The sequence below is a fragment of the Streptomyces hokutonensis genome, assembly GCF_000376565.1.
Lineage (GTDB): Bacteria > Actinomycetota > Actinomycetes > Streptomycetales > Streptomycetaceae > Streptomyces > Streptomyces hokutonensis.
Map to the genome: position 1 here is coordinate 194127 of NZ_BARG01000021.1, position 15772 is coordinate 209898.

At 70.4% G+C, this 15772-nt stretch carries 15 protein-coding genes; 5 read left to right on the top strand and 10 right to left on the bottom strand.

Annotated elements, in window-relative coordinates:
* Window positions 1-98 precede the first annotated feature (98 nt).
* A complete protein-coding gene (locus SSP08S_RS10955) occupies window positions 99-764 on the top strand; it encodes a GntR family transcriptional regulator (protein WP_019067634.1) in 666 nt (221 codons plus the stop codon).
* A gap of 30 nt (window positions 765-794) precedes the next feature.
* On the opposite strand, the gene pip is transcribed toward SSP08S_RS10955, so the two are convergent.
* Both pip and SSP08S_RS10965 read right to left on the bottom strand, forming a co-directional pair.
* Window positions 795-1757, bottom strand: a complete 963-nt coding sequence (pip, locus tag SSP08S_RS10960; RefSeq protein ID WP_019067635.1) for a prolyl aminopeptidase — start codon at window positions 1755-1757, stop codon at window positions 795-797.
* Between the two features lie 40 nt (window positions 1758-1797).
* Window positions 1798-2490, bottom strand: a complete 693-nt coding sequence (locus SSP08S_RS10965) for a uracil-DNA glycosylase (protein WP_019067636.1) — start codon at window positions 2488-2490, stop codon at window positions 1798-1800.
* 336 nt (window positions 2491-2826) lie between these two features.
* On the opposite strand from SSP08S_RS10965, the gene SSP08S_RS10970 reads away from it, so the two are divergent.
* Window positions 2827-3399, top strand: a complete 573-nt coding sequence (locus tag SSP08S_RS10970; RefSeq protein WP_019067637.1) for an RNA-binding S4 domain-containing protein — start codon at window positions 2827-2829, stop codon at window positions 3397-3399.
* Between the two features lie 22 nt (window positions 3400-3421).
* Here the strand turns inward: SSP08S_RS10970 and SSP08S_RS10975 are convergent, their stop codons facing one another.
* Both SSP08S_RS10975 and SSP08S_RS10980 read right to left on the bottom strand, forming a co-directional pair.
* Entirely contained in the window at window positions 3422-4102 is a 681-nt protein-coding gene (locus SSP08S_RS10975; protein WP_026178380.1) for a class I SAM-dependent methyltransferase, read from the bottom strand.
* 139 nt (window positions 4103-4241) lie between these two features.
* Window positions 4242-5156, bottom strand: coding sequence for an acyltransferase domain-containing protein (locus SSP08S_RS10980; RefSeq protein WP_019067639.1), 915 nt, complete (start codon window positions 5154-5156; stop codon window positions 4242-4244).
* Window positions 5157-5258: 102 nt separating this feature from the next.
* On the opposite strand from SSP08S_RS10980, the gene SSP08S_RS10985 reads away from it, so the two are divergent.
* Window positions 5259-5525, top strand: coding sequence for a DUF6343 family protein (locus SSP08S_RS10985; RefSeq protein WP_043259387.1), 267 nt, complete (start codon window positions 5259-5261; stop codon window positions 5523-5525).
* Between the two features lie 21 nt (window positions 5526-5546).
* On the opposite strand, the gene SSP08S_RS10990 is transcribed toward SSP08S_RS10985, so the two are convergent.
* The 5 genes from SSP08S_RS10990 to rpsA form a co-directional block, all read right to left on the bottom strand.
* A complete protein-coding gene (locus SSP08S_RS10990; protein ID WP_019067641.1) occupies window positions 5547-5927 on the bottom strand; it encodes a tetratricopeptide repeat protein in 381 nt (126 codons plus the stop codon).
* A 50-nt stretch (window positions 5928-5977) separates the two neighbouring features.
* Complete coding sequence (gene coaE, locus SSP08S_RS10995; protein WP_019067642.1) at window positions 5978-6598, bottom strand: dephospho-CoA kinase; 621 nt, start codon at window positions 6596-6598, stop codon at window positions 5978-5980.
* Window positions 6599-6661: 63 nt separating this feature from the next.
* Entirely contained in the window at window positions 6662-7600 is a 939-nt protein-coding gene (locus SSP08S_RS11000; RefSeq protein ID WP_026178381.1) for a PAC2 family protein, read from the bottom strand.
* Between the two features lie 135 nt (window positions 7601-7735).
* Entirely contained in the window at window positions 7736-9262 is a 1527-nt protein-coding gene (locus SSP08S_RS11005) for a flavin monoamine oxidase family protein (protein WP_019067644.1), read from the bottom strand.
* A 236-nt stretch (window positions 9263-9498) separates the two neighbouring features.
* Window positions 9499-11001 carry a 30S ribosomal protein S1 gene (gene rpsA / locus SSP08S_RS11015; protein WP_019067645.1) on the bottom strand — a complete coding sequence of 501 codons (1503 nt, stop codon included), beginning with the start codon at window positions 10999-11001 and terminating at the stop codon, window positions 9499-9501.
* Between the two features lie 393 nt (window positions 11002-11394).
* On the opposite strand from rpsA, the gene SSP08S_RS11020 reads away from it, so the two are divergent.
* Window positions 11395-12216 carry a class I SAM-dependent methyltransferase gene (locus SSP08S_RS11020; protein WP_026178382.1) on the top strand — a complete coding sequence of 274 codons (822 nt, stop codon included), beginning with the start codon at window positions 11395-11397 and terminating at the stop codon, window positions 12214-12216.
* Between the two features lie 58 nt (window positions 12217-12274).
* Window positions 12275-14773, top strand: coding sequence for an ATP-dependent helicase HrpB (gene hrpB, locus SSP08S_RS11025; RefSeq protein WP_019067647.1), 2499 nt, complete (start codon window positions 12275-12277; stop codon window positions 14771-14773).
* Here hrpB and pgfA read toward each other — a convergent pair.
* On the bottom strand, window positions 14763-15755 hold the full coding sequence (pgfA, locus tag SSP08S_RS11030; RefSeq protein WP_019067648.1) for a cell envelope lipid trafficking protein PgfA: 993 nt from the start codon (window positions 15753-15755) through the stop codon (window positions 14763-14765). The genes hrpB and pgfA overlap by 11 nt on opposite strands.
* Between the last annotated feature and the right edge of the window lie 17 nt (window positions 15756-15772).

Consider the following 15772-nt stretch of genomic DNA (forward strand, 5'->3'; position numbering starts at 1 on the left):
ACCAAACTGCCGTCATAGTCCTCCCGTCAACCGTTCCGGCCGATGTCCCCACTGTTAACGCTCCGTAAAAGACCCCCGGAGTCGGCGAAGATGGCCCCATGAGCTCCATGACAGCGAAGATCGAACCCCTCGGGGCGGTGCGCGAACGCGTCCTGGCGACCCTGCGGCAGGACATCATCGCCGGTCGTCTCCGTCCCGGAGACCGGCTGGTGGAACGCGAGCTGGCCGAGCGCTTCGGGGTCTCGCGGGTGCCGGTCCGGGAGGCGATCCGGGCCCTGGTCGCGGAGGGCTTCGTCCTGTTCGAGTCGGCGCGCCGTACGGTCGTACGGCGGCTTACCCCGACCGACGTCAAGGAGCTGTTCGAGCTGCGCGAGGCGCTGGAGGTGTACGCGGCCGGGCTCGCCGCGTCCCGCGCCACCCCTCAAGCACTCGCCGAACTAAGGGAGTTGCTGGACAGCGCGGCGGAAGCCACCAGGTCCGACGACGCCGAGGCGATCACCGACGTCAACACCCGCTTCCACGACCGGATTCTGTCCCTGGCCGGCAACAGCCTGCTGATCTCGGTCATGGAACCGGTCGACGGCCGGCTGCGCTGGCTCACCCGGCAGAACGAGGAGTGGCCCCAGCTCCTCACCGAGCACGAGGAGTTGTACGAGGCGATCGCCTCCGGCGACCCGGACCGGGCCCGCGCCCACGCCCTCAGCCACGTCCAGGCGAACTACCGCTCCACGGTGCGCCACCTCTTCGGCGACGAACCGGACTAGCCGATCAACTGGGCTGGACTACCAACTGGGCTAGCGGCGGGCGTACTTGTCCGTCGCCGCCACCAGGGCCTCCACGACACCCGGCGTGCTCAGGTCGTGCCCGGCCTCGTCCACGATCACCAACTCACTGTCGGGCCAGGCCTGTTGAAGCCGCCAGACGACACCGACAAGGTTGCCGAGGTCGAGGCTGCCCTGGACCAGGGTGCCGGGGATGCCCTTGAGCAGGTGCGCGTCCCGGAGCACGACACCCTCGTCGTTGCCCTCGCCGAGGAAGTGGTCGTTGCCGAAGTAGTGCGTAACGGTGCGGGCGAAGCACATCCGGAACTCCGGGTCCTCGTAGCGCTCTTCGGAGCGCGGCGGCGCCGGAATGATCGCCGTCTCCCAGTCGGTCCACGCACGCGCCGCCCGCTCCCGCACCGCCCGGTCGGGAGACTCGATGAGCCGGTTGTAAGCGGCGGCGAGGTTCCCGTCGCGTTCCCCCACGGGCAGTTCACCGACGAACCGCTCGAACGCCTCCGGGAAGAGCTTCCCAAGTCCCCTGGTCAGCAAGGTCACTTCGGCGTTGGAACCGCTCGCGACACAGGTCAGCACCAGCTCCGACACCGCCTCGGGATGCGTCTGCGCGTACCGCAGTCCGAGCACCGACCCCCATGACGCGCCCCGCACCAGCCACCGCTCGATCCCCAAGTGCCGTCGCAGCAGCTCCAGATCGGCGATCAGGTGAGCCGTGGTGTTCACGCTCATGTCGGTGTCGTAGACGCTCGCGTGCGGTGTGGAACGTCCGCACCCGCGCTGGTCGAGCAGCACGATCCGGTAGGCGGTGGGGTCGAAGAAGCGCCGCGAGTAAGGGGAACAGCCCGATCCCGGGCCGCCGTGCAGCACTACCGCGGGCTTGCCCTGCGGGTTTCCGCAGGTCTCCCAGTAGACGAGGTTGCCGTCCCCGACGTCGAGCATGCCGTGGTCGTACGGTTCGATCTCCGGATACAGGCCCATCCGGCGACCGTAACGCCCGCCGCGAGCCGCCCGCCACCGGTTATCGCGCGACGGGCAGCCCCGCCGCCCCGGCCGCCGTGCGCAGCACGTCCCGCAGCATCTCGGGGGTGAGCTTTCCGGTGAAGGTGTTGCGCTGGCTGACGTGGAAGCAGCCGAAGAGGTCGAGGCCGTCGAGCGGCACCCGCACCCCGTGCCCGAACACCGGCCGCGGCCTCGGCACGGCCCACCCCGCCGCCGCGAACGCCGGCAACGCGGCCTGCCAGCCGAAGCCGCCGAGCACGATCGCGGCCTTCAACGTCGGCCGCAGCAGCGTCAGTTCGTCGACGAGCCAGGAGCGGCAGGTGTTCCGCTCCTCGGGGGTCGGCTTGTTGTCGGGCGGTGCGCAGCGCACCGGCGAGGTGATGCGCACGCCGTACAGCTCCAGGCCGTCGTCGGCACTCACGGCCGTCGGCTGCGAGGCGAGACCCACGTCGTACAGGGCCTCGTACAGCACGTCCCCGGAGCGATCGCCCGTGAACATGCGGCCGGTCCGGTTCGCGCCGTGTGCGGCCGGGGCGAGGCCGATGATCAGCAGAGGCGCGTCGGCGGGACCGAAGCCGGGAACCGGGCGGCCCCAGTACGTCCAGTCGGCGAAGGCCGCGCGTTTGGTGCGGGCGACCTCCTCGCGCCAGGCGACCAACCGGGGGCAGGCCCGGCAGCCGGTGATCCCGCGATCGAGGTCGGACAGGTTCATCCCCTCACCGTACGGGCCAGGGGATCACCGCAGGGGCCCGGACGAGGACCGTGCCGGTTCCGGTGAGGACCGTGCTGGCTCCGGCGAGGCCGCGCGGGCTCGGGTGAGGACCGCGCGCGTTCCGCCGAGGACCACGCCGACTCCGGCAAGGACCGTGCGGGCTCCGGCGAGGACCGCGCGGGCTCCGCCGAGGACCGCGCCGACTCCGGCAAGGACCGTGCGCGTTCCGGCAAGGACCTCGCCGAGCACCGGGCAGCCTCGGATCAGCCGATCACCCCGACCAGCAGCGTCGGCAACCGCCCCTGCCCGCTCTCCCCCGGGGACTAAAATCACGGCATGGCTTCCGAGGGCGTGCACGAGAGCGACGACGTGAGCGACGAGACCGACGACCGTCGCCCCGCGCCCGAACCGCAGGGCGATGCCGTGGCCGCCGCCGTCGCCGCCGGTCCCTCGAACGGCGAGAGTGTCCGCGTCGACAGCTGGATCTGGTCCGTCCGGCTGGTCAAGACCCGCTCCATGGGCGCCGCCGCCTGCAAGGGCGGCCACGTCCGCGTCAACGGCGAGCGGGTGAAGCCCGCCCACTCCGTCCGCGTCGGCGACGAGGTACGCCTGCGCCACGAGGGCCGGGAGCGGATCGTCGTCGTGAAGCGCGTCATCCGCAAACGGGTCGGCGCTCCCGTCGCCGCCGAGTGCTATGTGAACAACTCCCCGCCGCCCCCGCCCCGCGAGACCGTCGCCCCCGCCGGTATCCGCGACCGCGGCACCGGCCGCCCCACCAAGCGCGACCGCCGCGAGCTGGAACGGCTGCGCGATCTGCCCACCCCCAACTCCCCCGGCGAAACGCCCGATCCGCATCGCGGAGCGCACGGCACCGCCCGCCACAACACCCGCCGGGGCAACCAACGATGAGATCCGGCGCGGCTGTCGGCTGTCAGTCCATCGGCACCGCCCGCACCCACACCCGGTCCGGTGTCAGATAGCTGTCCACCTTCAGTCCCGCCTCCGCGAGCGCCTCCTCGAACTGGTCCTTCGTCAACGGCCGGGCCAGGAACGTCTGGGTCCAGACCGCGTCCGGGAAGACGTACTCCGCGCGCACCGAGTTGACCCCGTCCCCGACCGGATCCGCCGACACGATCCGCACAGTGAAGCCGCTGGGGTCGGCCCGCTCGCGCGGCAGGTTCGAGTGGTAGTCCTCGCCCTCCCGCTGGATCAGCACACAGCCGCCCGCCGCGACGTGCCGTACACAGGTCCGCAGCAGTGCGCGCCGCTCCTCCTCGTCCCCGGCGTGCACCAGGAACGACGCGAGCATCACCACGTCGAAGGTCTCGCCCAGATCGAGGTTCTCGATCGGACTGCATATCGTGCGCGCTCCTCCGACCCGCTCCAGCATCTCGGCGGACTCGTCGACCGCCGTGACCGTGAATCCGCGCTCCAGGAGGGGGTGGGTCATCCGCCCCACCCCGCTGCCCAGCTCCAGGATGCGCGCGCCCGCCGGCACGGCCGCCGTGATGATGTCCGGCTCCGCTCCCACGGGGAGCCGCGAGTACAGCTCCACCGCGCAGCCGTCCGGGGTGATCGCCCCGGGTCCTGTCCCCTCATGCCCCTCACGCATTTCGATTCGCATGCCCGTCCAACGGCCCGCGTCCGCACGCCCGTTCCCGACTCGCACTGGTTCACCCGTACGAGTCAATTCCCTTTGGAGAGGCAACCGTTGGAGCGGAAGCTGCCGGACCCGGACGGCGGGCCCGGGCTCAGAGCGGGAACCACCCGTGCCCGAGATACCAGTGCCCGCCCGCCCGCAGATGGTCCCCGACGACCCGCTCCACCGACGTGCGCCGAGGCAGGGTCGCCACCGGCAGTCCGGAGTTGCCGAACACGAACTGGACCGGATCGGCGTCGGCCGGCTCCTTGTCGTCGTAGGCCACCCGGAACCGTTCCTGGAAGTGGACGATGTTCGAGTCGGCGGGGAGGTGTTGCTTCAACTGCCGGTCCAGCAGCCAGGAGTGGCAGACCGCGACCGCGTGGCGTTCCTCGGGGAAGTGCCGGGCGAAGAACGGGCGGGCCAGGTCGAGCGAGCGGTCGCAGGCGGCCGGCGAGAGCGGTCCCTGGAAGTCGGGGATGTGCAGGTTCAGGCAGGGTGTCCCCGGCTCGACGTCGAGTCCGGCCGCCGCGAGCCCCCGCGCGGTGCGCTCCCCGAGCCGCGCGCGTTCGTACTGCAGTCGCCCCAGTTGGTACAGCTCGCCGCGGAAGTGCGGGACGAGCCACTGCGGGACGGGTACGCCTCCCGCGCCGTACCGCTTGTGGTTGACCGCGATGTTGCGGCCCAGGTCGGCGAGGGTGTGCTGGGAGACGTCGGCGGGGATGCCGCGTTCGCGGTGGTACGCGCGCGTGGCGGGCAGCGCGGCGGCGAACACGTACACGGAGAAGTAGGTGCCGATCTCCGGCGGGGCCTCGGGCAGCCGGGCCAGGAGCAGCTCGGTGAGCCGGGTCCAGTGGCCGTGCTCCCCGATGTCCTTCACCAGCGCCTCGACGCACTCTTCCAGGAGCCGCATCGCGTCGGTGTCGCGCGCCAGCACCCGGCGCAGTCGGACCAGTTCGTTGATGTCCTCGTGGGGTACGGCGAGGTCGAGCAGGATCTCGGGCAGTTCCTCGGCGTCCGGCAGCACAGTGCGTTTCCCCTCCCTGTGGAGTCCCCTACCTGTGGCGTCTCCTACCTGTGGAGAACGTCCGACCCGAAGAGTACGTTTCAAGGAGGAGTAGTGATCCTGATGCGTACGGGCAGTGAGCCGACGACCGCGCGCAGTCCGCTGCGGGCGCGGTTCTGGCTGAGCGTGTGGGGGCTGGTCTGGACGATCTTCGGCACGGCGGCGTTCGCGCTCGCCGGGCGCCCCGGCTGGGCGGCGGCCTGCGGGGTGCTGTGGCTGGTCGTCACGATCGACATGACCATGATCCTCAGACATATGCGCCAGGGCCCGCACTACCAGCCGGGCCCCGACATTCCGCCGTACCGGCCGCCGGAGCACCGCCACCCCTGACCGGCTCGCGCGCACGGGAGCCTACCCGTCGAAGCGGGCAGCCTTCAGGTACTGCGGCTGGGGATCGAGTGCGGCGGCCAGCCGGAAGTGGCGTTTGGCCTGGTCGGCGCGTCCCTGCCGCTCGTAGGTGCGGGCGAGCGCGAAGTGCGCGAACGCGTTGTCCGGCTCGCGCTCCAGGACGATGGTGAACTCCAGCTCGGCGGGGCGCAGTTGTGCGGCGGCGAAGAAGGCACGCGCGCGCAGCAGGCGGGCGGCGGTGTTCTCGGGGTGCGCGTCGATGACGTTGTCGAGCAGCTTCACCGCGCCCCGCGGGTCCCGCGCGGCGAGCAGCTGCTCGGCGGCACGGAAGTCGATGACATGCGTCTCCGGAGTACGTCCGGTCGTTCCGCTGTTCTCGGGCACGGCGAATTCCTTCCCTCGCTCGCACGTTTCAACGCCCGATGAAAGGCCCGCTATTCCTGGGGTGGCTGCTGGGGCGCGTGTGCCCTGCGCACGAGTTCGGCCCATACGTCCCGTACGCGCCGCTCGAGCGCCTCCAGGGGTACGTCGTTGTCGATGACGATGTCCGCGATGGCGAGCCGCTTCTCGCGCGTCGCCTGGGCGGCCATGCGCGCGCGTGCGTCCTCCTCGGTCATGCCGCGCAGCCGCACCAGCCGGTCGAGCTGTGTCTCGGGGCTCGCGTCGACGACGATCACGAGGTCGTACAGCGCGGCGAGGGCGTTCTCGGCGAGGAGGGGGACGTCGTGGATCACCACGGCGTCGTCGGCCGCGGCGGTTTCGAGTTCGCGGGAGCGTCTGCCGACCAGGGGGTGGACGATCGAGTTGAGGACGGCCAGCTTCTCGGGGTCGGCGAAGACGATGGAGCCCAGCTTCGGCCGGTCGAGGCCGCCGTCCGCGCCGAGCACGCCTTCGCCGAAGGCCTCGACGACGGCCGCGAGCCCGGGAGTTCCGGGCGCGACGACCTCGCGTGCGATGCGGTCGGCGTCGATCAGGACGGCGCCGTATCCGACCAACAGCCGCGACACTTCACTCTTACCGGCACCGATGCCCCCGGTGAGGCCGACCTTCAGCATGGACAGAAGCCTACGGCCTGTCACTGACAGGCCACCCGGCGACCGGCGACCGCCGACTGCCGGTCAGCTGTCGCCCTCGCGCTCCGCCAGGAAGCGCTCGAACTCCTGCCCGATCTCGTCCGCGGACGGGATCTCGACCGGCTCGGCGAGCATGTTGCCGCGGCTCTCGGCGCCCGCGGCGGCGTCGTACTGGTGCTCGAGGCCCTGGACGAGCGCCACGAGTTCCTCGTCGCCCTCCTGGATCTGGCGGTCGATCTCGGTCTGCGTGCGGTGGGCCTCGGTGCGCAGGGAGTGCGCGATGCCCGGCAGGACCAGTCCGGTGCCCGCCGTGATGCCCTCCAGGACGGTCAGAGCCGCGTCCGGGTACGGGGAGCGGGCGATGTAGTGCGGGACGTGCGCGGCGACGCCCAGGACGTCGTGGCCGGCCTCCATGAGGCGGTACTCGACGAGCGCCTCGGCGCTGCCGGGGACCTGTGCCTCGTCGAAGGGGCTGCGGTGGCCCGGGACGAGGTCGGTGCGGTTGCCGTGCGGGGTCAGGCCCACCGGGCGGGTGTGCGGGACGCCCATGGGGATGCCGTGGAAGTTCACCGACAGGCGGACGCCGAGGCGCTCCACGATCTGCTGGACGGCCAGGGCGAAGCGCTCCCACTCCACGTCCGGCTCGGGGCCGGAGAGCAGCAGGAAGGGCGCTCCGGTGGCGTCCTGGACCAGCCGTACGTCGAGGGTGGGCTCCTCGTAGTCGGTCCACCGGTCGCGCTTGAAGGTGAGCAGCGGACGGCGGGCGCGGTAGTCCACGAGCCGGTCGTGGTCGAATCTGGCCACGACCTGGTGGGGCAGCGAGTCGAGCAGTCGTTCGACGATTTGGTCGCCCGTCTCGCCCGCGTCGATGTATCCGTCGAAGTGGTAGAGCATGACAAGACCGGCCGACTCCTGTGCGAGCGCCATGTCGACGACGGCCAGGCCCTTCGGCTCCCATGCGTACAAACCCTGCGGATCAAGCACTGTGACCGCTCCTCCTCGTGTTCGTACTGCACAACGCCCTGCAGGGCATGGGCATTCCCACCCATGCCCCTGATCAGGCACCTCTTACGGGCTTTTCATGCGCCGCTCCCCCGTGTCACCAGGAGGACGCCCACGTCACGAGGACAGCACGCGCGCGTGGAGCGCGGTCACGGCCTTGCGGGCGGAGGAGAACGCGCCGTGCTGCCAGGCGTCGGTGTAGCTGAGCCAGTCGCCGGCGAAGTAGACGCGTCCCGTGGGTTCGTTGAGCGGCTTGTAGCGGGCGTCGTCGGGGCCGCCGGGGGTGTCGTGCCACGCGGCCTCCAGGTGGGGTGTCTGACGCCAGTGGTGGGAGAAGGACGATGCCAGTTCGCTGCGGTACTTCTCCCCGTAGATCTTCACGCCCGCGGCCACCGCCCGCTCCTCACGCCCCTTCGGGGTGAGCTTCGCGTACGAGTCCGCGTTGTCGTCGTAGTTGTAGTACCCGATGAGGACGCCCCGCTCACCGTGGAAGCCGTACGAAGGGTGCCAGATGTGGGTGACGTCCTGGTCGGTCTCGGTGATGCCGCCGTAGATGCGGTGATCGAGTTCCCACCAACGGGACTTGTACTCCAGGCCGATCTTCGCGGCGGACGACGGGGTGATCGCCTCAAGGGCGGTCTGGACGCCGGTGCCGAGGTTGTGCGGGATCTTGGCGAGGATGTTGGGCGGCAGGGCGCCGACGCAGTAGTCGGCCTCGACGACCCTCGTACGGCCTCCCTGGGTGTAGGTGACCGAAACACCGCTCCCCTTGTCGGTGATTTTCGAGACGACCGCTCCGGTACGGATGCGATGGGCGCCGATCGCCCGGGTCAGCGCCTTCGGGATCTGGTCCATGCCGCCGACGGGCTGGAACATCAACATGGCCTGGTCGAAGCCGAATTCGAAGGAGAAGTAGCGGCCGACACCGCTGGCGAGGACATCGGAGGCGGTGGGTACGTCACCCAGAAGCACTCCAGGGGTGCCCGCGGCGGCCGGTACGGTCGTGTACCCGCGCCGCTCACCGCCCGTGTACTTCAGCGTGTCGCCCAGCTCGCCCCAGTCCTTGAGGAACTCGACCAGCCGCTCCTGGTCGCTGGTGGTCAACTCCTTGTCCAGGGCGCCCTTGTCGGTGGCCTTGGCGAGCAACTCCGAGACATAGCCGTAGACATCGGCCTTGGCGGTGCGGTAGCGCTCGGGCTTGGTCATGCCGGCGGACTCGTTGTAGATGTACGCGTCCGCGTTGACGTTGGTGAACACCTGGATGGGGACGCCGAGTTCACGGCAGTAGTCGAGGGTGACCATCCACTGCGGGATCCGCGCGGGGCCGCAGTTCATGTAGTGCCCGTCGGCGAAGCGGGCGGTCTGCCGGTTGCCGTAGAGGTCGGTCGTCGTGTCGCCGCCGCGCACGGTGAAGTTGCGGCCTCCGGTACGGTCCCTGGCCTCCAGGATCGTACAGTCGTAGCCGGCCTTGCCCAGTTCGTACGCCGTGGCCAGTCCGGCGATGCCACCGCCGACGATGACGACCTTGGCCGCGCCGCGTCCGGTGAGCGTGAAGTCGCTCGCGCTCAGGGCACGGAAGGGCTGCTCGCGCTGGGCGGCCTGCGCGGTGGGGGCGAGCCCGAGGGCCCCCATGGTGGCGAACATCGTGCCCGCGCCGCCTGTGAGGCCGACGTTCCGCAGAAAAGCACGTCGGCTCTGGTTGCTTGCCATGGTCCGGCTCCCCTCTCCGATCATGAATGACCGGGGAAGCGTGCCAACGGCCGGTTACGGCACGGCAGTTACTGATGTATCCCGCAAGTTTCTGCAAGCCCGGGGAAACGGCTGAGGGACCGCACCCCGAAAGGTACGGTCCCTCAGTTCAAGAGCTACTGCTCAGGTGATCAGCTCTGGCCGCCGGCCAGCTTCTCACGCAGGGCAGCGAGCGCCTCGTCCGACGCCAGCGCACCGGAGGTGTCCGCACCCTCGGAGGAGTACGAACCGCCGCCACCGGCAGCGGCCGGAGCCGCACCCGGGGTGTCGACGCCCTCGGCCGCCGCCTGGGCGTCGGCCTCGCGGGACTTGATGACCTGCGCCTGGTGCTGCTCGAAGCGCTGCTGCGCCTCGGCGTACTGGTGCTCCCACGCCTCCCGCTGGGTCTCGTAGCCCTCGAGCCAGTCGTTGGTCTCGGGGTCGAAGCCCTCGGGGTAGATGTAGTTGCCCTGGTCGTCGTACGACGCGGCCATGCCGTAGAGCGTCGGGTCGAACTCGACCGAGGCCGGGTCGGCACCGAAGGACTCGTTGGCCTGCTTCAGGGACAGCGAGATCCGGCGACGCTCGAGGTCGATGTCGATGACCTTGACGAAGATCTCGTCGTTGACCTGGACGACCTGCTCCGGGATCTCCACGTGGCGCTCGGCCAGCTCGGAGATGTGCACCAGACCCTCGATGCCCTCGTCCACGCGGACGAACGCACCGAACGGAACCAGCTTCGTGACCTTGCCGGGCACGACCTGGCCGATCTGGTGGGTGCGGGCGAACTGCTGCCACGGGTCTTCCTGGGTCGCCTTCAGCGACAGGGAGACGCGCTCGCGGTCCATGTCGACGTCGAGGACCTCGACGGTGACTTCCTGGCCGACCTCGACAACCTCGGAGGGGTGGTCGATGTGCTTCCAGGACAGCTCGGAGACGTGGACCAGACCGTCGACGCCACCCAGGTCCACGAAGGCACCGAAGTTGACGATCGAGGAGACCACGCCGGAGCGGACCTGACCCTTCTGGAGGGTCGTGAGGAAGGTCTGGCGGACCTCGGACTGGGTCTGCTCCAGCCAGGCACGGCGGGACAGGACCACGTTGTTGCGGTTCTTGTCCAGCTCGATGATCTTGGCCTCGAGCTCCTTGCCCACGTAGGGCTGGAGGTCGCGGACACGGCGCATCTCGACGAGAGAAGCCGGCAGGAAGCCACGGAGGCCGATGTCGAGGATGAGACCACCCTTGACGACCTCGATGACGGTACCGGTGACGATGCCGTCCTCTTCCTTGATCTTCTCGATGGTGCCCCAGGCGCGCTCGTACTGGGCGCGCTTCTTCGAGAGGATCAGGCGGCCTTCCTTGTCCTCCTTCTGGAGAACAAGGGCTTCGATCTCGTCGCCGACCTTGACGACCTCGTTCGGGTCGACGTCGTGCTTGATCGAGAGCTCGCGGCTCGGGATGACACCTTCGGTCTTGTAACCGATGTCGAGCAGGACCTCGTCCCGGTCGACCTTCACGATGACGCCGTCGACGATGTCGCCGTCGTTGAAGTACTTGATCGTCTCGTCGATCGCGGCGAGGAAGGCTTCCTCGTTACCGATGTCGTTGACCGCTACCTGCGGGGTGGTGGCGGTGGTCTCGGTGCTGCTCGTCATGTGGGAAAGGGCTCCGGTACGGACATTGAAGTCGTAGGTACTGCTCACGCCGAGAGCCTTTTTCGCTTCGCTCTGCAGAAGGCCGGACAGCCAAGGAAGCGCCGATCCGGAACACCAGGTGTCCGGTGGCGCCTCGAAAACCGAGGGGACATACATACAGATGCGAGCGCAACCTGCTACGTCTGAGGTGCGCAGGCCCGCAGCGCAACTTGTAGCATACGGGGGCAGCCAGGCAGGGTCAATGCGCGAAGGCGCACACCCGGGGCGGATCGCCGCATACCCGGCACAAAACGTGTCCCGCGAGGCCACGCAGGCCTGACACACCCCTTCAGTGACGCCACCGGGGCAGCCGCACCGTAGAGGTGACGGAAGAGTACGACGAGGGAGCCGATCATCCAAGAGCCCGATACGTTCGAACCGGAAGCCACCCGACGTGACGCCGACGTCACCGAGAGTTCCCGCGCCAACCGCGGCTGGTGGGACCGGAACGCGGACGACTACCAGGTCGAGCACGGCACGTTCCTCGGCGACGACCGGTTCGTGTGGGGCCCCGAGGGCCTCGACGAGGTGGAGGCGGAACTCCTCGGCCCGCCCGAGGAGCTGAAGGGCAAGGACGTCCTGGAGATCGGCGCCGGCGCGGCCCAGTGCTCGCGCTGGCTGGCCGCCCAGGGCGCCCGTCCGGTGGCCCTGGACCTCTCGCACCGCCAGCTCCAGCACGCGCTGCGGATCGGCGGATCGTTCCCTCTGGTGTGCGCCGACGCCGGCGCGCTGCCCTTCGCGGACGCGTCGTTCGACCTCGCGTGCTCGGCGTACGGGGCGCTGCCGTTCGTCGCCGACCCCGCCCTGGTGCTGCGCGAGGTGCACCGGGTGCTGCGGCCCGGCGGCCGGTTCGTCTTCTCGGCCACGCACCCGATCCGCTGGGCGTTCCCCGACGAGCCGGGCCCCGAGGGACTCACGGTCTCCGCCTCCTACTTCGACCGCACTCCGTACGTCGAGCAGGACGACGACGGCCGCGCGGTCTACGTCGAGCACCACCGCACCCTCGGCGACCGCATCCGCGACATCGTGGCGTCGGGCCTGCGCCTGGTGGACCTGGTCGAGCCGGAGTGGCCGTCCTGGAACACCGCCGAGTGGGGCGGCTGGTCGCCCCTGCGCGGCAACCTGATCCCGGGAACGGCCATCTACGTCTGCGAACGCGACCGCGGGCGGGACTGAACAGAACGCGGGCACGCGCGCGTACAGGTCGTTCCGGAAGCCGTACGACACTGGGGGCGTGATCCGCTACGACGCCCTCGACGCGCTGCCCGTCCGCAGTGCCCTGCCCGGACTCGACGCCGCCCTGGAGGCGGGCGGGGCCGCGGTCCTCGTGGCGCCACCCGGCACCGGCAAGACGACGCTGGTGCCGCTCGCGCTGGCCGGGCTGCTGGGCAAGGGGAACGAGAGGCCCGCGCGGCGGGTGGTCGTCGCCGAGCCGCGGCGGATCGCGGCGCGGGCGGCGGCCCGGCGGATGGCGTGGCTGCTGGGTGAGAAGGTCGGGGAGAGCGTCGGCTACACCGTGCGCGGCGAGCGGGTCGTGGGACGGCACGCGCGCGTGGAGGTCGTCACGACCGGAGTGCTGCTCCAACGCCTGCAGCGGGACCAGGAGTTGACGGGCGTCGACGCCGTGGTCCTGGACGAGTGCCACGAACGGCACCTGGACGCCGACACCGTGGCCGCCTTCCTGGTCGACGTACGGGAGGCGCTGCGGCCCGAGTTGCGTCTCCTCGCGGCGTCCGCGACCACCGATGCGCAGGGCTGGGCCCGGCTGTTGGGCGGGGCACCCGTTGTAGAGGCGGAGGGTGTCGCGTACCCGGTGGAGGTCGTGTGGACGCCTCCGGTACGGCCGGTACGGCCGCCGCACGGGATGCGCGTGGACCCGGCCCTGCTCACGCACGTGGCGTCGGTGGTGCGGCGGGCGCTGGCCGAGCGGGACGGGGATGTGCTGTGTTTCCTGCCCGGGGTCGGCGAGATCGCCCGTGTCGCCGGGCAGTTGGGGAACCTCGGTGACGTCGAGGTGCTCCAGGTGCACGGGCGGGCGCCGGCCGCCGTACAGGACGCGGTGCTTTCTCCCGGAGCGCGGCGGCGGGTGGTGCTGGCCACGTCCGTGGCGGAGTCCTCGCTGACGGTTCCCGGTGTGCGGGTGGTCGTGGACTCCGGGCTGGCGCGCGAGCCGCGGGTCGATCACGCGCGCGGGCTGAGCGCGCTCGCGACGGTACGGGCCTCGCAGGCGGCCGGGCGGCAGCGGGCGGGGCGGGCCGGGCGCGAGGCACCGGGGGCGGTGTACCGGTGCTGGGCGGAGGCCGAGGACGCGCGTCTGCCGCGTTTTCCGGCGCCGGAGATCAAGGTGGCCGACCTGACCGCGTTCGCGCTCCAGGCGGCCTGCTGGGGCGATCCTGGGGCGTCCGGGCTGGCGTTGCTCGACGCGCCGCCTGCCGGGGCGATGGCGGCGGCGCGGGATGTGCTGACCGCCGTGGGTGCGGTCGACTCGGGTGGGCGTGCCACGTCTCGAGGTGGGCAGTTGGCTCGGCTGGGGTTGCATCCCCGGTTGGGGCGGGCGCTGTTGGACACGGGCGCGGCTGGAGCCGAGGTTGTCGCGCTGCTCAGTGAGGAGGCTCCGCGGGAGTACGGCGATGATCTTGCCGGGGCCTTGCGGCTTGCTCGGCGTGGGGGTGACGCCTACTCCGGGCGGTGGCGTACGGAGGTTCGGCGGCTGCGGGCCGTGGGGGCGGAGATTTCCCGACCGGCCACCCGTCACGACAGCGACGACGCCCTGGTAGGCCTCGTCGCCGCCCTCGCCTACCCCGAACGTGTCGCCAAGGCCGACAGCGGTTCCTATCTCCTCGTCTCCGGCACCCGCGCCGAACTCCGCGACAGCAGCCCCCTTCGCGGCGCCCCCTGGATCGCCATCGCCGCGGCCGACCGCCCCATTGGCAAAGGGCACGCGCGCGTGCAGCTCGGGGCCGTCGTCGACGAGGACGTCGCCCGGTTCGCGGCCGGGGCGCTGCTCAGCGAGGTGGACGAGGTGCACTGGGCCGGCGGCGACGTCGTGGCCCGGCGCGTCGAGCGGCTGGGGGCGGTCGAGCTGGCGGTACGGCCGCTCAAGGACCCCGACCCCGTTGCCGTACGCGATGCGCTGGTCGAAGGGCTGCGGCAGGAGGGGTTCGGGCTGTTGCGGTGGTCGGCGGATGCCCAAGTGCTGCGGCAGCGGCTGGCGTTCCTGCGGCTGAACGTCGGGGCGCTGTGGCCGGACGTGTCCGACGAGGCGCTGCACGCGCGCGTGGACGATTGGTTGGAGCCCGAGTTGGGGCGGGCGCGGCGGCGGAGTGATCTGGGGCGGATCGAGGCCGGCCAGGCGCTCCAGAGGTTGCTGCCGTGGGCCTCGGGGGATGCCGGGCGGCTCGACGAGCTGGCTCCGGAGCGGTTTGCCGTGCCGAGTGGATCCAGAATCCGGATCGACTACGGGAACCCCGAACAGCCCGTCCTCGCCGTGAAGTTGCAGGAGATGTTCGGGCTCCACGAGTCGCCGAAGGTCGCCGGGGTGCCGGTGCTCGTGCATCTGTTGTCCCCGGCCGGGCGGCCCGCCGCCGTGACCGCCGATCTGGCCTCCTTCTGGAAGGACGGCTACAAGGGCGTGCGGGCCGAGTTGCGCGGGCGGTACCCGAAGCATCCGTGGCCCGAGGACCCGGCGACCGCCGAGGCCACGCGGTTCACCAACGCGCGGCTCAGGCGGTGACGGGTTCCGGTTCCTGGACCTCGGTGGGGGCGGGGTCGCCGGGGCGCCTGCTGCGGGCCTCCAGGTAGAGCGAGAGGGCCAGCAGGAGGAGGCCGAGGCTCAGGAAGCCCCAGGGGAGGTAGGAGACCATCAGCAGGACGAGGGTGCGGTTGGACTTCACCAGGGCGACGGTGTGCTTGATGTAGTCCTCGCGCATCTTCACGTCACCGGCGAACGCCGTCACCTTCGCGCGACCGCCCAGGAGGGTGCCGCCGCGCAGTTCCTCCTTGTGGATCTCCTCGCCGTAGACCGGTGCCCCGGTGACGGGTTCGACCCAGAATTTGCGGATCGTGGTGTACCAGCGGGTGGTGCCGGTCTTGGCGACGGACTCCGGGGTGATGCCCTTGACCGGCATCGTCTTCGGGAAGGGGACCTTGGTCCAGGGGATGGTCTGCTCGAAGTAGTAGACCTTGACGCCGCGGAAGTTCTGGGTGCCCTTGTAGTGGATGGGGTTGGTGGTGCGGGTCTGCGCGTCGAAGTACTCGTAGTCCCGTTTCTGGGTCAGGAACGGCCACTTGAACTCGATGCCGTCCCGCTTCACCGGGTCGCCGTCGACCATCTCGCCGGTGGCGTGGACGGGGTCCTGGGTGTGCGCGTCGAAGATGTAGCGCTCGGGGATCGAGGAGACCATCTTGCCGTCGGGGCCCTGGACGTAGGACAGGCCGTCCCAGACGACGACGTCCCGGCCGGCGGTCCTGTCGATCTTCTTGGCGGCCTCGACGTTGCCCTTGAGGGTCTGCACGATGGTGACCTTGGGGACCGTCTTGGCCTGCATGGTGCCGTAGTCGAGGAGGGTGGCGTTCTTCGCTTCCAGGACCATGTCCTGGTACTGGTTCGCCGGGATCTTGGCCAGGCGCGGGAAGGCGTACCAGCGCAGCAGCGGGGACAGCGCCGTGAAGAACACGGCGAGGGCGAGCAGGATCAGGCTGGCCTTGCGGCGCAACTCGGCCTCCCTACCAA

What these genes read in the sequence shown, in the direction of transcription:
- SSP08S_RS10970 (WP_019067637.1), top strand. Translation starts at nt 2,827, where the DNA reads ATGGCTTCCGAGGGCGTGCACGAGAGCGACGACGTGAGCGACGAGACC.
- SSP08S_RS10965 (WP_019067636.1), bottom strand. Translation starts at nt 2,490, where the DNA reads ATGAACCTGTCCGACCTCGATCGCGGGATCACCGGCTGCCGGGCCTGC.
- coaE (WP_019067642.1), bottom strand. Translation starts at nt 6,598, where the DNA reads ATGCTGAAGGTCGGCCTCACCGGGGGCATCGGTGCCGGTAAGAGTGAA.
- SSP08S_RS10955 (WP_019067634.1), top strand. Translation starts at nt 99, where the DNA reads ATGAGCTCCATGACAGCGAAGATCGAACCCCTCGGGGCGGTGCGCGAA.
- SSP08S_RS10975 (WP_026178380.1), bottom strand. Translation starts at nt 4,102, where the DNA reads ATGCGTGAGGGGCATGAGGGGACAGGACCCGGGGCGATCACCCCGGAC.
- SSP08S_RS10985 (WP_043259387.1), top strand. Translation starts at nt 5,259, where the DNA reads ATGCGTACGGGCAGTGAGCCGACGACCGCGCGCAGTCCGCTGCGGGCG.
- pip (WP_019067635.1), bottom strand. Translation starts at nt 1,757, where the DNA reads ATGGGCCTGTATCCGGAGATCGAACCGTACGACCACGGCATGCTCGAC.
- rpsA (WP_019067645.1), bottom strand. Translation starts at nt 11,001, where the DNA reads ATGACGAGCAGCACCGAGACCACCGCCACCACCCCGCAGGTAGCGGTC.
- SSP08S_RS11005 (WP_019067644.1), bottom strand. Translation starts at nt 9,262, where the DNA reads ATGTTCGCCACCATGGGGGCCCTCGGGCTCGCCCCCACCGCGCAGGCC.